This is a genomic window from Leucobacter albus, assembly GCF_039528015.1.
Lineage (GTDB): Bacteria > Actinomycetota > Actinomycetes > Actinomycetales > Microbacteriaceae > Leucobacter > Leucobacter albus.
The window spans coordinates 190691-205477 of the sequence record NZ_BAAAKZ010000001.1; the positions used below are offsets into that span (position 1 = coordinate 190691).

Sequence of the window (14787 nt, forward strand, 5' to 3'; positions counted from 1 at the left end):
TGCGTTCTCGCGGTGGATCGAGGCGGATCGCGGCGGCTCCCGGAGATCGCGGCGGATCGCGGCGGATCACGGCGGATCACCCCGGAGCGGTAGCGCCCCCGAGGGGGCACCGGCTGGGCCGCGGCGACGCAATCGTCGGGGCAGGGGTTCGAGCCTCTGCGCGCTGACCCGGGGCCGGCGACCGTGCCCCGGTGGCTTGCGATTGTGGCAAAAACCCGGGCGCGTGCCCGTTTGCTCGTGGACAGCCTCGGCGTTATGCTAGATACTATAGCGGAGGCGTGAGTGTGCATGCCGCGATCATCTTGGAGGAACAGTGTTGTTGCGAAAGAAACTTGCGACCGGCGTTATCGCCGCCGCTGCAGTCATAGCTTTGTCGTCGTGCGCCGGCACGGGCGGGGGTACCCTCGGCGAGGGCTCGGGGGGAGCGGGCCAGAGCTCGATCACCGTGGCAGCCGCCCAGGGCATCCCGCAGCTCAACCCGGCAATCCGCACCTTTGCGTGGGAAGAGGTGCTCTTCCCGCTGCTGTGGAACGGCCTCACCCAGACCTCTGAGTCGGGCGAGATTGAGGGCGACCTTGCCGAGAAGTGGGAGGTCAGCGATGACCAGCAGACCTGGACGTTCACGCTGAAAGACGGCGTCACCTTCTCGAACGGCGACCCCCTCACCGCCGAGGCGGTTGTCGCCTCGTTCGAGTACTACCTCGCGCCCGAGACCGCGACGCAAGAGAAGACGAAGCTCGAGGCGATCACGAGCGTCGAGGCGACCGACGAGCGCACCGTTGTCTTCACGCTCGACCAGCCGACCGCAACCTTCCCCGCAGGCATCGTCTGGGTGAAGGTCATGGACATGGACGAGCTCGACCAGATCGACAAGAACCCGATCGGAACCGGCCCGTACACGGTGAAGGCGTTTACCCCCGACAACTCGGTGACGCTCGTTCGCAACGACGCCTACTTCGGCGAGGCGCCGGCCCTCGAAGAGATCGTCATCGAGAAGGCGGCCGAGTCGACCGCCGCCGTCACCGGCCTGCGCTCGGGAGACATCGACGTGCTCTGGTCGGTGCCGCAGGGCGACGTTGCTCAGTTCGAGGGCGACAGCGCAATCTCGCTCGTGCGCCCCGACAACCCGAGCCAGTGGCCGAGCTGGGAGATGGACACGACGTCTGCGCCGTTCAACGACGTGCGCGCCCGCCAGGCCCTCGCCTACTCGATCGACCGCGAGGCCGTGCTTGCAGCGGCCTACGCCGATCAGGGCAAGCTCGCTCCGACGAACAACGCGCTCGGCGAGAACAACGCCTGGTTTGGCGGCGAACTCGAAGACTACAGCTACGATCTCGACAAGGCGAAGGCGCTGTTTGCCGAGGCCGGGGTGACCGAGGGCTCAACGCTCACCTGGTGGGGCGTTGCCGGCCAGTACCCCGAGTGGAACACGAGCGCCGAGATTCTCCAGGCGAGCCTGAAAGAGATCGGCATCACGCTGAAGATCGAGAACAACGACATCGGCACCTGGGTCGAGAAGTTCTACCCGGCTGGCAAGAGCTACCCGGCGACAATCGTGCCGAACTTCCAGTCGACCCCGCCCGAGCCCGCGTACTCGCTGAACTTCTACCTCGAGGGCCGCTGCGAGTGCAACTGGGTGAACCCCGACTTCCAGGCCGCGTTTGATGCCGCGGTTGGCGAGCCAGACGAGGCAGCGCGCAAGGCAAAGTGGGGCGAGGTGCAGACCATCATCAACCGTGAGGTGCCGCTCATCGTTCCCATCCAGGCCACGGTCGTGACCGCAACCGCGAGCGCGCTCGACGGCGTCTGGGTTGAGGGCGGCGGCCAGCTCCACCTCGAGAACGCCAGCTTCAAGGGATAACGTGACCAGATTCATCCTTCGGCGGGTGGCGATCAGCGCAGTCATGCTGATCGCCACCTCGCTCCTCGTATTCATCGTCCTCCGGCTGTTGCCGGGCGACCCCGTGATCACGCGTCTCGGCTCGACCCCCGGGGTCGACGCCGAGATGATTGAGCGGCTTCGCGCCGAAGCGGGGCTCGACGCCCCAATCTGGCAGCAGTACCTCAACTGGATCGCCGGCATGTTCCGCGGCGACTTCGGTCAGTCTTACTTCAACCAGTTCTCGGTGAACGAGCTCATCGCGCAGCGACTGCCCGCGACGCTCGAGCTCACGGCGATCGCGGTGCTGCTCGCGCTCGTCATCGCGGTTCCGACCGCGGTGTTCGCCTCGCTGAAACCGCTCGGCTGGCTCGACCGCGTGCTCACTGCGATCTCCACCGCAGGCATGGCGCTGCCGCAGTTCTTGATCGGCATCGTGCTCATCGTGGTGTTCGCGGTGACGCTTCGGTGGCTGCCGGCGCGCGGCTACGTTCCGTTCTCAGAAGACCCCGGGCTCAACCTTGTCGGCATGATTCTGCCTGCCGTGACGCTCGCGCTCGCCTCGGCGCCGCTGCTCATCAGGTTCTTGCGCGCGTCAATGATCGAGACGCTCGCGGCCCCCTTCATTCGCACCGCGCGGGGCAAGGGCGTCGACCGCGCGGGCGTCGTCGTCGGCCACGCACTGCGCAACGCCCTCATCCCCGGGCTCACCATGCTCGGCCTCATCGTCGGGTACACGCTCGGCGGCGTCGTGATTATCGAGTACGTGTTCGGCATTCCCGGCCTCGGCTCGCTCGCGATCGACTCCGTGTTCAAGCGTGACTACGCGGTGCTGCAGTCGGTCGTGCTGCTCATCAGCGCGATGTTCATTCTGACCTCGCTCATCGTCGACCTGCTGTATGGCGTCCTTGATCCGCGACTGCGAGTTGGGAAGAAACGTGGCTAATCTCACCACCCAAAAACTGCTCCTGCCCATCATGCGCCGCGGCGGGTCGCTGCGTCGCACCCCGTGGCAGACGTGGGTCGCGGTCGGCGTGCTCGGCCTCATTGCCATCGCGTGTATCGCAGCTCCACTCGTCGCGCCCTACGACCCGACGCAGCAGTCGCCAGACCGCTTCGCTGGCATGAGCGGCGCGCACTGGTTCGGCACCGACGAGCTCGGCCGCGACCTGCTCAGCCGCGTGCTCCACGGCGGCCAGCTGACGCTGTTCATCGTGCTTGGCGCGACGCTCATCGCGATGGTGCTCGGCACCGCCTGGGGCATGGCGGCCGCGTTTCTGCGTGGCTGGGTCGACGAGTTGCTCATGCGCCTCGCAGACACCGTCATGGCCATTCCGCAGATGCTGTTCGCGCTCGTGTTCATCTCGGCGTTTGGGGCGACCCCGCTGAAGCTCGCGGTGATCATCGGCGTGCTCCTCACCCCGACGACCGCGCGGCTCGTGCGCTCGTCGGTGCTCGGTGAGGTGCAAGAGGACTACTACACCGCCGCGATTTCGTACGGCGCGTCGAAGGGCCGCCTGCTGCTGCGCGAGGTGCTGCCGAACGTTGCCGGCCCGATCACGGTGCAGGCCGCGATCAACGCGGCGAACGCGCTGCTCCTCGAGGCGTCGATGAGTTTCGTCGGGCTCGGCATTCAGCCGCCCGAGGCCACCTGGGGCACGCTCGTGCAGCAGGGCTACCAGAAGATGTATCAGTCGACCGGCTACGTGCTGTTCCCCGCCATCTTCATCTTCCTGACAATCTGGATGCTGAACCTGCTGGCCGATCAGCTCGGCGAGACCGCGCAGGCGAAAGGGCGGAAGTAATGAGCGACGCAACACCCGCGGGCGCGCCCGTGCTTGAGGTCACCGACCTCACCGTAAATTACGGCGAGGCGCAGCCCGTGAAGGGCATCAGCTTCTCACTGCGGCGCGGCGAGAAGATCGGCATCGTCGGCGAGTCGGGTTCGGGCAAGAGCCTCACCGCGCTGTCGATCATGCAGCTCAACGACGGCGCGACGACCGGCGGCAGCATCAGGCTCGGCGACACCGAGCTCACGGGGCTGAGCCAGCGCCAGATGGCGAAGCTGCGCGGCGGCCGCGTCGCGATGGTGTACCAAGACCCGATGAGCTCGCTGAACCCGGTGATGACGATCGGCTCGCAGCTTGTCGAGGCGATCCGCCTGCACAGCCCGATGAGCAAGCGCGCCGCCCACCTGCGCGGCGTCGAGCTGCTCACCGAGGTCGGCGTGCCGTTCCCCGAGCAGCGCATGGGGCAGTACCCGCACCAGTTCTCCGGCGGCATGCGCCAGCGCGTGATGATCGCGATGGCGATGTCTGGCAACCCCGAGGTGCTCATCGCCGACGAGCCGACGACCGCGCTCGACGTGACCACCCAGGCGCGCATCATCGACCTGCTCGACAGGCTCGCCGAGGAGCACGGCACCGCCGTCATTCTCATCACCCACGACCTCGGCGTCGCTGCGGGCTTCTGCGAGCACGTGCACGTGATGCGGCACGGCAAGATCATCGAGTCGGCGCCGGCGACCGAGCTGTACGCGAACCCGCAGCACGACTACTCCCGGTCGCTGCTCGGCGCCGTGGTCGACCTCACCGTCGACGTGAACAAGCCCATTCCGACGAGCGCAGACATTCTCGCGGCCGAGGGTGTCGCCCCCCGCGAGCTCGCGGCCGAGGCGCAGGTCGCCGGCCGCGGCGAGGTGCTCGTGAGCGTGCGCAACCTCAAGAAGACCTTCCAGCTCGGCGGCGGCGAGTCGGTGACGGCGATCAACGATGTCTCGTTCGACATTCGCCGCGGCGAGACCTTCGGCCTCGTCGGCGAGTCTGGCAGTGGCAAATCGACGGTCTCGCGCGCGGTGCTCGCGCTGCAAGACGTCGATGCGGGCACCGTCTCGATCGGCGGGCGCGACGTGCACCGCCTCTCGAGCGGCGAGTTGCGGGCCGCCCGGCGCGACATGCAGATGGTGTTCCAAGACCCGTTCTCGGCGCTCAACCGCCGCCAGACCGTCGCGCAGATCGTCATGGCGCCGCTTGAGGCGCACGGCATCGGCGGCCACCAGGAGAGGCTCGAGAAGGTCGCTGAGACGCTCGAGGTCGTCGGGCTCGGGCAGGGCTTCAACGATCGCCTGCCCGGCACGATGTCTGGCGGGCAGTGCCAGCGCGTCGCGATTGCGCGCTCGCTCGTGCTCGACCCAGAGTTCATGGTGCTCGACGAGTCGGTCTCTGCGCTCGACGTTTCGATCCAGGCGCAGGTGCTGAACCTGCTGCGCGATCTTCAGGCGCGGCTCGGGTTGACGTATCTGTTCATCAGCCACGACCTCGCGGTGATTCGCTACATGGCGAGCACCGTCGCCGTGATGCGACGGGGCACGATCGTCGAGCAGGGCAGCCGCGACGAGCTGTTCGCGAACCCGCAGCACGAGTACACGCGCTCGCTCATGGCAGCGATTCCCGTCGCAGACCCGACGGTTGAGCGCGAGCGGCGCAGGGAGGCAGCGCGGCTCGCGGCGGCGCTGCAGAGCGGGGTGGCGGCGTGACCTCGCACAGCATGCCCAGCACGACGCGGCTCGGCGACCGGCTCGCCGTGCCGCGCACGAGCGCCGGTATCGGTGTCGCGGTGCGCGACATCACACCCCCGGTCGGCATTCGCGCGAAGAACTGGGGCCCGGCCGACTGGGCTCGCGCCGAGGGAGCGCATCACGAGATGACGCTCACCGCGCTCGCGATCGTGCCGGCGGCGGATCCCGGAGCCGGGCCAACCGAGGCTGTAGCCGGGCGCGTGCGTGTGATGATCACGGCCGACGGCACCTGGTGGCGCCGCGTCGCCGACGAGTGGGGCGTGCGCGGCAGGGTGCTTGCGGCCCTTGGGCTCGAGGCCGACCAGCTGACGCTGTCGCTCTCCCACACCCACGCCGGCCCCGTGCTGTGCGCCGCCGACGAGCACCTCGACGGTGGCGAGCTCATTCCCGGGTACCTCGAATCGCTCGGCGACGCGGCGATCGCCGCGGCCAAGCAGGCGCTCGCGACCGCGGCGCCGGGGCGCATCGAGTGGGCTCGCGGCCGCTCGGCGCTCGCCGTGAACCGGGAGCTCGACGTCGACGGGCGCGCGCTCGTCGGCTACAACCCGCAGGCCGAGCCGGCCGACGACACCGTGCTCGTCGGCCGCATCACGTCTCGCGCTGGCGAGACGCTCGGCACCATCGTGAACTACGCCTGCCACCCGACGACCCTGTCGTGGCAGAACCGCCTGGTGTCGCCCGACTACGTCGGCGCGATGCGGCAGCTCGTCTCGGCGGCAACGGGGGCGCCGGTGCTCTTTCTCCAGGGCGCCTCTGGCGAGCTGTCGCCGCGCCAGCAGTACACGGGTGATCTCGACGTCGCAGATAGGCACGGGCGCTCGCTCGGGCACGCCGTGCTCGCCGCGCTCGACTCGCTGCCGGCCCCCGGCACCGAGCTCGAGCTCGCCGGCGTCGTCGAGTCAGGCGCGCCGCTCGCGATGTGGGAGCCAGCGCAGGCCGCGGGCGGCGAGGCGATCGCGGGCTGCTGCGACGCCGTCGACCTCGAACTCGTCGACCTGCCAACCCTCGCCGAGCTCGAGGCAGGCTGGGCCGATATCGACCCCCGCAGCCGCGAGGAGCGGCTCGGGCGCGCGCGCAACCTGCGCGACGGTTATATCGACGGCCCGACCGTGCGGCACCCCGTGTGGGCGTGGCGGCTCGGCGACGCGGTTGTTGTCGCCCACCCGGGCGAGGCCTACTCGCGGTTGCAGACCACGCTGCGAGCGCGCTTCCCAGGCACGCCGATCGTGGTGGCGAACCTCACCAATGGGCCCGGCTTCGTCTACCTCCCCACCCAGGAGGCCTACGATCGCGGCGCCTACCAGGCCTGGCAAACGCCGCTGCGGGCCGGCTCGCTCGACCGGCTCGAGGCGCACGCGATCCGCCTCGTCGCCGAGCTGCTCGACCCGGCGCAGTAGCGCGCAACCCCGCTTCCCCCGTATCTCTCCGAAAGGCACCCATGAACCAGTCACCAGCCCCCGCAGCAGCACCGGCCACCGCGGGCCGCGCGCCCGTCGCGATCGTTACCGGCGGCGCCGGCGGTATCGGCTGGGAGATCGGGCGCAGGCTCGTCGCCGACGGTTACACCGTGATCGCGTGCGACATGGTGCCCGGCCTCACCGCGGAGCCGCTCGACGACTCCGACCGCGCCCACGGCACCGACCGCGCCGGTGTGCCGACGCTGTGGCGTGAGCTGAACGTCACCGACCACGCGCAGGTCGCCGAGGTGTTTGCCGCGATCGCCGCAGAGTTTGGCGGCATCGACGTGCTCGTGAACAACGCCGGCATTCAGCGCCACCGGGGCATCGAAGACCTCAGCTGGGAGGAGTGGGAGGCCGTCGTCAACGTCAACCTGCACGGTGTCTTCAACGCGTTGCAGGCCGGGGGCAAGCAGATGCTCGAGCAGCCAGAGGGCGGGCGCATCGTGAACATCTCGTCGGTGTCTGCCCGCGGCTCTGCCGGGCGCGCACCGTATTCGACGACGAAGGCGGCCGTGATCGGGCTCACCTCGACCGCCGGTGCCGAGTGGGCAGCCCGCGGCGTGCGGGTCAACGCGGTGGCCCCGGGGTACGTCGACACCGGCGTCTTTCGCCAGGGCGTCGCGGCCGGCACGCTCAGCCTCGACACGATTCTCAGCCGCATCCCCGCGAAGCGGCTCGCGCAGGCCGGCGAAATCGCCAACGCCGTGAGCTTTCTCGTCTCAGACCAGGCGTCGTACATGAACGGGCAAACGCTCTACGTCGACGGCGGCTTCATGATCGACTACGGCGTGCCGCTCGCGAAGAAGCCGACGCCGTGAGCGCCGACGCCGTGACCTCGGGCAGCGCCGTGACGGCCGTGCAGACGGCGAACGCGGTGCTGCCGCTGCCGCAGCCGCTCCACCTCGGCGCGATGACCGTGACGCGGCGCGAATACGCCGGGGTGCGGGTGGCGAGCGCCGACGGGCTCGTCGGCTCGGCCTACTGCCTGAGCCGCGAGGCCCCGATGACCGAGATCGTCGACCGCCTCGTCGCCGGCCACGCGATCGGCCGCGACAGCGACGACCCGGCGCTCGTGTGGGAGGGCATGCTGCGCGGCTCGGCGATCGTTGGCCGCGTCGGCCTCGTGCGCCGCGCGATCGGCCTCGTCGACGTCGCGCTGTGGGACATCGCCGCGCAGCGCGCGAAGCGCCCCGCCTGGGAGCTACTCGGCGCGCAGCCCGGGCCGCGCGAGACGATGCTCGTCGCCGCCTACCCGACGCCCGATCGGCCCATCGAAGCGGTCGTGCACGAGGTCGTCGAGCAGGCGGCCGAGGGCTGGCCGCTCGTGAAGATCTCGCGCGCGGCAGACCCGGCCTACATGGGCGAGCTCATTCGAGCCCTCAACCGCGAGCTGCCGGCTGCGTGCGGGCTCGTCGTCGATGTCGGCTTTGGTTGGCGCGACGCAGACGCCGCGCTCGCCGAGATTCGGGCCTGGGGCGACATCGAACTCGCCTGGCTCGAAGACCCGCTGCTGCCCGAAGACGTCGCTGGTTGCGCGCGCATTCGCCGCGAGACCGGGCTCACAGTCTCGGTTGGAGACGAGGTCACCGACCCGAGCGTGCTGCGCGCGCTGGTGAGCGAGGGCGCCGTCGACGTGCTGCGCATCGACGTCATCGCCGTCGGCGGGCTCACCCCCGCGCGCGAGCTGCGCGACTGGTGCGCCGAGCGCGGCGTTCCCGTCTCGTGCCACGTGTACCCCGAGGTCAGCGTGCACCTCGGCGCGGGAGTCGAGACCTTCAACCGGCGCGCCGCAGGCAACCCGTACGATCCGTCGCCGCTGCTCACGCTCGGCGGCCCCAGCTTCGACGGCGGCCTGGCGACTGCGCCCAGAGCCCCCGGCCTTGGGTTCACGCTGCGCGACGAGCACTTCGCCTTCGGCGGCTAGGCTCGGTTGCGCGCGCGGCGATCCGCACCGCTACGAGCCACAGCCCCGAGGCACAGCCCCCTTCCACCCCAGCACCGAGCCGAGGAGCCCCAATGAGCCACCCACCCGCGTCACGCAGCGTCGTCGTTACCGGCAGCGGAAAGGGCATCGGTCGCGCGATCGCGGCGAGGCTCACCGCAGACGGCTGGGCTGTCGTCGGCCTCGAGCGCAGCCCGGGCTCGGGCACCGTCGAAGAGGGCGTGTGCAGAGATGTCGTGCTCGGCGACGCGAGCGACCGGGCCGCGCACACCGCGGCGGCGAACCGGGCGCGCGAGCTCGCTCCGCTCGCCGGCTGGGTGAACAACGCTGGCATCACGAAGACCACCCCACTGCACCAGCTCAATGAGGCGACGGTGCGAGAAGTCATTGAGATCAACGGCCTCGGCTACCTCTGGGGCGCGTCGGCCGCTGTCACCGCGTTCACCGAGCAGCTCAGCGGCGGCTCGATCGTCAACGTCGGCTCGATTCACGGCCGCGCCGCGTTCGCCGATCACGCGGCGTACGAGTTCACCAAGGGCGGCATCGACGCGCTGAGCCGCAGCATTGCGGTCACTTACGGCCCGCTCGGCATTCGCGCGAACACCGTCGCCCCCGGTGGGGTGCGCACCCCGCACCTCGAGGCGCAGATCGCCGCCGCGGCCGACCCCGAGGCCGAGGAGCGGGGCCTCGCCGAGGGGCCGCCCATGCGCCGCATTGCGCGCGCAGAAGAGGTCGCGGCGGTGACCGCGTTTCTGCTGGGCGACGAGGCGCCGTACGTCAGCGGCCAGTCGATTGCCGTCGACGGTGCGTGGACGGCGTCGTTCGGGCGCCCGGGCGCCGACCCCGCGCTGCTCGCCGCGTACGGCCTGGGCGGGGCGTAGGCGGCGAGCGGCATGTTTGCCCGGGTCGGCGCGGCGGCGCTGTGCCCGCGGGCGCGGTAGGGCTGTGCCGGTGGCAACAACGCTACCGCGGCAAGCGGCGCGCTATGCCTTGAGCATCGACGCGCGCTGAATCAGGCCGTCGACGACGTCGAACGTCGCGATGGTCTCGGTCGCGATGCCCGCGTTGATCACGCGCTCCTGGGCGACCACCCAGCGCTCGCCGAAGAGCACCGTCGTGTCGATCTCGCACGACAGCTCGGGGTTCTCGAGCCTGGGCGCGTAGAAGGCGATGATTGCCTCGCGGCCGACGATCGGCTCGGGGGCGACGCCGGTGATGATGGCGTCTTCGGCGTAGGTGCCGACGAACGTCGTGAGGTCGTGGTCGTTGAAGGCGTCTACCTGTGCGTTGACGACGGCGAGGGCGGTGGGGCGGGGAATGCTCATGCTCGGTCTCCTGGGTGCGGTGGTGCTGTGCGGGCCCGCGGCAGCGCTGTGCGGGTGGGGTGCCGCAGCGCTGCCGCGGGGGCGGGTGGGGTGCGGGGTCGACGCGCTGGCGCTAGTCGATGCGCACACCACCGTTGACGTCGTAGGTGGCGCCCGTGGTGAACGCCGCCTTCGGGGAGGCGAGGGCGGCGATGATCCACGCAACGTCCGCCGGCTTGCCAAATTCGCCAAGCGGAATCGAGCTCGTGAGCGCGTCGCGGGCGGGCCCCTGCAGGTGGTCGGTGATGGCAGAGAGTACGGGGCCGGGGGTGACGGCGTTCACGCGAATGCCCTCGCCAGCGAGATTGCGCGCGAAGGAGCGGGTGAGGGCGAGGATCGCGCCCTTGCTGGCCGCGTAGTGCATGCCCGTCTTGAGCGCGCCCTGCTGCCCGGCGATCGACGAGAGGTTCACGACCGAGCGATCGACCGGAGCCTCGGGGGTGCCCGCAGCTGCGCGCAAGAGCGGCAGCGCCGCGCGGGTGAGCAGGAAGGTGCCGCGACCGTTTGTCTCCATGACCGCATCCCACTCGTCGATGGTGATGTCATCGAACGAGCGGTAGGGGCAGACGCCGCCGTTGTTCACGAGCACGTGGAGCTTGCCCCAGGCCGCGTCGACCTCGGCAATGAGCGCGTCGATGGAGGCGGGGTCGCGCAGATCGAGGCGCGACACCCGCGCGTCGGGCGCGCCGGCAGCGCGGCAGGCCTCGGCTGCCTCGAGGGCAGCGGCCTCGCCGCCGGTGTAGGTGAGCCAGACGGCGTTGCCGTCGGCTGCGAGGGCGAGCGCGGCAGCGGTGCCGATGCCCGAGCTCGCGCCGGTAATGAGTGCGTATCGGAGAGTCATACCTAGACGCTATAGCATTTTTGCGCGCTCCGCACGGGGGTGGCGCGCGCTTGCTAGATGCTATAGCATCGGAAATTATGAACTCCGATCTCGTACTCCTCACAGACAGTGACTTGCCAGGCACCGCTGCCGGCGACACGCTGGCTGCCGCAAACCTCCGCTTCGCCGAGGCGAATTCCCGCGATGCCGCGACCCTCATTCAGTCGGGCAGCGACGCGACCGCGCTCGTGGTGCAGTGGGCGCCGATCACCGCCGAGGTGATGGACGGGATGCCGAACCTCAAGATCATCAGCCGACTCGGCATCGGCGTCGACATGGTTGACATTGCCGCTGCGACCGAGCGCGGCATCGCCGTCGCGAACACGCCGACCTACTGCATCGAAGAGGTTGCCACGCACACCCTCGCGCTCATCCTCGCGCAGGCCCGCGGCCTGAGCCGCTACGACGCAGCGGTGCGTGCGGGCAGGTGGTCTGCGGTTGACGCGGTGCCGATGTCGATCCGCCCGACCGCGACCACCGTCGCCGTCATCGGTTACGGCCGCATCGGCCGCATGGTCGCGGCCTCGCTCACCGCGATGGGGTTCCGCGTTGTCGTCTCAGACCCCTTCCTCGACGAGCAGGCCGCGATCGCGGCAGGGGTCACGCCAGCCGCGCTTGCCGACGCGCTCGCCGGGGCAGACATCGTCACCCTGCACGCGCCGCTGACCGAGTCGACGAAGCACATGCTCAACGCCGAGAGCATCGCCACAATGCGCCGTGGCGCCGTAGTCGTGAACACCTGCCGAGGCCCGCTCATCGACGAAGAAGCGCTCGCCGACGCGCTCGAGTCGGGCCACCTCGGTGGCGCTGCCCTCGACGTCTTCGCCGAGGAGCCGCTGCCCGAGACGAGCCGCCTTCGCGCGAACGACCGCGTCGTGCTCACCCCGCACGCCGCGTGGTACTCGCCCGAGGCGCTCGCCGACCTGCCCGTGCACGCCGCGCGCAACGTCGTCGACTTTCTCGCCGGGCGCGAGGTGCCGGCGATCTTGAACCCCGAGGTGCTCGCACAGGGGGTGTCGGCGTGATCGAGTTCATGCGGCTTGGAGCCGTTGGCGCCGAGATTCCCGTCGCGCGAGACGGCGACGCGGTGTACGACCTGCGCGGCCTCACCGCCGACATCGACGGCGCATTCTTCGAAGCAGGCGGCATCGCCCGGGCCCGCCAGGCGGTTGCGGCAGGCGAGCTGCCGCGGGTAGAGGGCTGGGAGGCGCTTCGCGTCGGTGCCCCGGTCGCGCGGCCGTCTGCCGTCATCTGCATCGGCATGAACTACGCCGAGCACGCGGCAGAATCTGGCTCGGAGCCGCCCGAGAACCCCGTCGTGTTCATGAAGACGCCGAACACCGTTGTCGGCCCGGCAGACGAGGTGTTTCTGCCACCGAACGCCGAGAAGGTTGACTGGGAGGTCGAGCTCGCTGTCGTGATCGGCCGCCGCGCCCGCTACCTCTCGAGCCCCGCCGAAGCGCGAGACTACATCGCCGGGTTCACGATCTCCAACGACGTGTCTGAGCGCGCCTTTCAGATCGAGCACTCGGGCGGGCAGTGGTCGAAGGGCAAGTGCTCAGAGACCTTCAACCCGCTCGGCCCGGCGCTCGTGCCCGCCGACGATCTTGACTACCAAAACCTCAAGCTCGGCTCCCGCGTAAACGGCGGCGAGCGGCAGAACTCGACGACCGCCGACATGATCTTCCCGGTCGACCTGCTCATCTACCACCTGAGCCAGTACCTCGTGCTGGAGCCGGGCGACATCGTCAACACTGGCACCCCCAAGGGCGTCGCGCTGTCGGGAAACTTCCCGTACCTGGCTGCCGGCGATGAGATGACGATGTGGATCGAAGGGCTCGGCGAGCAGACGCAGCGCGTCGTGCCGGCCCCCGGGGTGTAGCGAGGGCAGTCGGAGGGGCAGCGCCTGAACGTTGCCCCTCCGACTCGAGCCGAGCGGCGCGTCCTATCCCCGCGGAAACCGCCACGCGATCAGGCCCGCACCGGCGGCAATGAGCCCGCCACACCAGGCGAGTGCGAACCACGCCTGGCCTCCAGGGTCGCCGCCGAGCAGCAGGGCGCGGATAGCCTCGGTGAGCGGGGTCACCGGCTGTGCTGCCGCGATCGGCTGCAGCCACCCTGGCAGGGTCTCGAGCGGCACAAAGGCGCTCGAGAGGTACGGCAGGAACAGCAGTACGAAACCGTAACCGTTCGCCGCCTCCGGGCTCGAAGCGAGCATGCCGATCGCGGCGAAAATCACGGTAATCGCGAGGATCCACGCGAGCACGAGCGCGAGCGCGATGGCCCACTCCTCGGGCCCCGCGCTCGGCCGAAATCCGACGAGGAGCCCGACGCCAAGCACAAGCGTGGTCGCGACGAGATTGCGCAGCACGCTCGCGCTGATGTGCCCGACGAGGCAGTATGCGGCGGTGATTGGCAGGCTGCGGAAGCGCTGCATCGCCCCGCCCGTGATATCGCGGTTCACCGACACCGCGACGGAGGCGGCCCCGAAGCCCGAGCACAGCACGATGATGCCTGGCACGACGAAATCGACGTAGCCGCCGCCCGGGGCGATCGCGCCGCCGAACACGGTGGTGAACAGCAGCATGAGCATGACGGGCAGCACGATCGCGAGCATCCACCCCTCGCCGTCGCGCATGCTGTGGCGCAGGCTGCGCTCGACGAAGACGCGGCTGGCGGTGAGGGCGCCGGCGCCCCGGTGCATCGTGATGGTCATGAGCGTGCCTCCTCGGCGGTGCGGGTGAGTGCGATGAATGCGTCATCGAGCGTCGGGGTGCGCAGTTCGACGCGAAGCCCGCGCTCGGCCTCGGTGAGGCGCTGCAGCGCGCGCTCGAGGCCGCGGGCGGTGCCGTCGAGCTCGAGGCTGCGGCGCACCGCGCCCTCGGCGTCAAGGAGCACCGCGGTTTCGGCGCCGACGAGTCGCTTGAGCTCGGCCGGGCTGCCGTCGGCGACGATGGCGCCGCCCTGCAAGATTGCGACGCGGTCTGCGAGCGCCTCGGCCTCATCGAGCAGCTGCGTGGTGAGAAAGACGCAGCTGCCGGCGCGGGCGAGCGCGGCGACGTCGTCCCAGAGCCGCAGGCGACTCGTCGGGTCGAGGCCCGTGGTTGGCTCGTCGAGGAAGAGCACCGCCGGCGGGCACATGAGTGAGGCCGCGAGGTCGATCCGCCGCCGCATGCCCCCGGAATATCCCGAGACCGCGCGGTTCGCGGGCGCCGCGAGATCGAACGCCTCGAGCAGCTCGTCGGCGCGCGCCCTGGCCCGGCGCGCGGGGAGCCCGAGCAGGCGCCCGATCATCACGAGGTTCTCGCGACCCGAGAGGGCCTCGTCGACCGACGCGTACTGCCCGGTCGCGCCGATGAGGCGCCTCACCGTGCTCGCGTCTCGGGTTGTGTCGTGGCCGAGGATCCGCGCGGTGCCAGAATCCGGGCGCAGCAGCGTGGTGAGGATCGACACGAGCGTCGTTTTCCCCGCCCCGTTCGGGCCGAGCAGCGCGAACACGCCGCCCTCGATGCTGAGATTCAGGCCGTCGAGCACGGCGTGCTGGCCGTAGCGCTTCGTGAGATCGGTGATCTCGATCGTTGTGGTCATTCCTGCTCCAGGTGTGGTTATTCTGCGTGCGTTGCAAACAGTATGCCACATAAACAGTATCCGTAATAAACAGTGGCCCGAGTGCGCGGTTATGATG

The 14787-nt window shown here is 69.8% G+C and carries 14 protein-coding genes; 10 read left to right on the forward strand and 4 right to left on the reverse strand.

From position 1 onward, the window contains the following. The first annotated feature begins 319 nt into the window (after positions 1-319). The 8 genes from ABD115_RS00885 (at position 320) to ABD115_RS00920 (ending at position 9739) form a co-directional block, all read left to right on the forward strand. Positions 320-1861: an ABC transporter substrate-binding protein gene (locus tag ABD115_RS00885; RefSeq protein ID WP_343957229.1), complete on the forward strand. Its 1542-nt coding sequence runs from the start codon at positions 320-322 to the stop codon at positions 1859-1861. Between the two features lies 1 nt (position 1862). After that, the gene (locus ABD115_RS00890) at positions 1863-2825 is read left to right on the forward strand and encodes an ABC transporter permease (RefSeq protein ID WP_343957232.1); all 963 of its coding nucleotides are present in this window, start codon (positions 1863-1865) and stop codon (positions 2823-2825) included. Continuing rightward, positions 2818-3684: an ABC transporter permease gene (locus tag ABD115_RS00895; RefSeq protein ID WP_343957234.1), complete on the forward strand. Its 867-nt coding sequence runs from the start codon at positions 2818-2820 to the stop codon at positions 3682-3684. The genes ABD115_RS00890 and ABD115_RS00895 overlap by 8 nt, the downstream gene beginning before the upstream one ends. After that, positions 3684-5414: an ABC transporter ATP-binding protein gene (locus ABD115_RS00900; RefSeq protein ID WP_343957236.1), complete on the forward strand. Its 1731-nt coding sequence runs from the start codon at positions 3684-3686 to the stop codon at positions 5412-5414. Before ABD115_RS00895 ends, ABD115_RS00900 begins: the two co-directional genes overlap by 1 nt. Then, positions 5411-6853, forward strand: a complete 1443-nt coding sequence (locus ABD115_RS00905) for a hypothetical protein (protein ID WP_343957238.1) — start codon at positions 5411-5413, stop codon at positions 6851-6853. Before ABD115_RS00900 ends, ABD115_RS00905 begins: the two co-directional genes overlap by 4 nt. Before the next feature lie 41 nt (positions 6854-6894). Beyond that, positions 6895-7734 (forward strand): SDR family NAD(P)-dependent oxidoreductase, encoded by an 840-nt coding sequence (locus ABD115_RS00910; protein WP_343957240.1) that lies wholly within the window; start codon positions 6895-6897, stop codon positions 7732-7734. Further along, positions 7731-8840 (forward strand): mandelate racemase/muconate lactonizing enzyme family protein, encoded by a 1110-nt coding sequence (locus ABD115_RS00915; protein ID WP_343957242.1) that lies wholly within the window; start codon positions 7731-7733, stop codon positions 8838-8840. Before ABD115_RS00910 ends, ABD115_RS00915 begins: the two co-directional genes overlap by 4 nt. A 92-nt stretch (positions 8841-8932) precedes the next feature. Further along, a complete protein-coding gene (locus ABD115_RS00920; RefSeq protein ID WP_343957244.1) occupies positions 8933-9739 on the forward strand; it encodes an SDR family NAD(P)-dependent oxidoreductase in 807 nt (268 codons plus the stop codon). A gap of 102 nt (positions 9740-9841) precedes the next feature. Here the strand turns inward: ABD115_RS00920 and ABD115_RS00925 are convergent, their stop codons facing one another. Further along, positions 9842-10183, reverse strand: a complete 342-nt coding sequence (locus ABD115_RS00925) for a nuclear transport factor 2 family protein (RefSeq protein ID WP_343957246.1) — start codon at positions 10181-10183, stop codon at positions 9842-9844. A gap of 112 nt (positions 10184-10295) precedes the next feature. Further along, a complete protein-coding gene (locus tag ABD115_RS00930; RefSeq protein WP_343957248.1) occupies positions 10296-11063 on the reverse strand; it encodes an SDR family NAD(P)-dependent oxidoreductase in 768 nt (255 codons plus the stop codon). 77 nt (positions 11064-11140) lie between these two features. On the opposite strand from ABD115_RS00930, the gene ABD115_RS00935 reads away from it, so the two are divergent. Further along, positions 11141-12127: a C-terminal binding protein gene (locus ABD115_RS00935; protein WP_343957250.1), complete on the forward strand. Its 987-nt coding sequence runs from the start codon at positions 11141-11143 to the stop codon at positions 12125-12127. Then, positions 12127-12984: a fumarylacetoacetate hydrolase family protein gene (locus ABD115_RS00940; RefSeq protein ID WP_343957512.1), complete on the forward strand. Its 858-nt coding sequence runs from the start codon at positions 12127-12129 to the stop codon at positions 12982-12984. Before ABD115_RS00935 ends, ABD115_RS00940 begins: the two co-directional genes overlap by 1 nt. Positions 12985-13047: 63 nt before the next feature. Here ABD115_RS00940 and ABD115_RS00945 read toward each other — a convergent pair whose 3' ends face one another. Both ABD115_RS00945 and ABD115_RS00950 read right to left on the reverse strand, forming a co-directional pair. Next, on the reverse strand, positions 13048-13818 hold the full coding sequence (locus ABD115_RS00945; RefSeq protein ID WP_343957252.1) for an ABC transporter permease: 771 nt from the start codon (positions 13816-13818) through the stop codon (positions 13048-13050). After that, the gene (locus tag ABD115_RS00950; RefSeq protein WP_343957254.1) at positions 13815-14690 is read right to left on the reverse strand and encodes an ATP-binding cassette domain-containing protein; all 876 of its coding nucleotides are present in this window, start codon (positions 14688-14690) and stop codon (positions 13815-13817) included. The genes ABD115_RS00945 and ABD115_RS00950 overlap by 4 nt, the downstream gene beginning before the upstream one ends. Positions 14691-14787 lie beyond the last annotated feature (97 nt).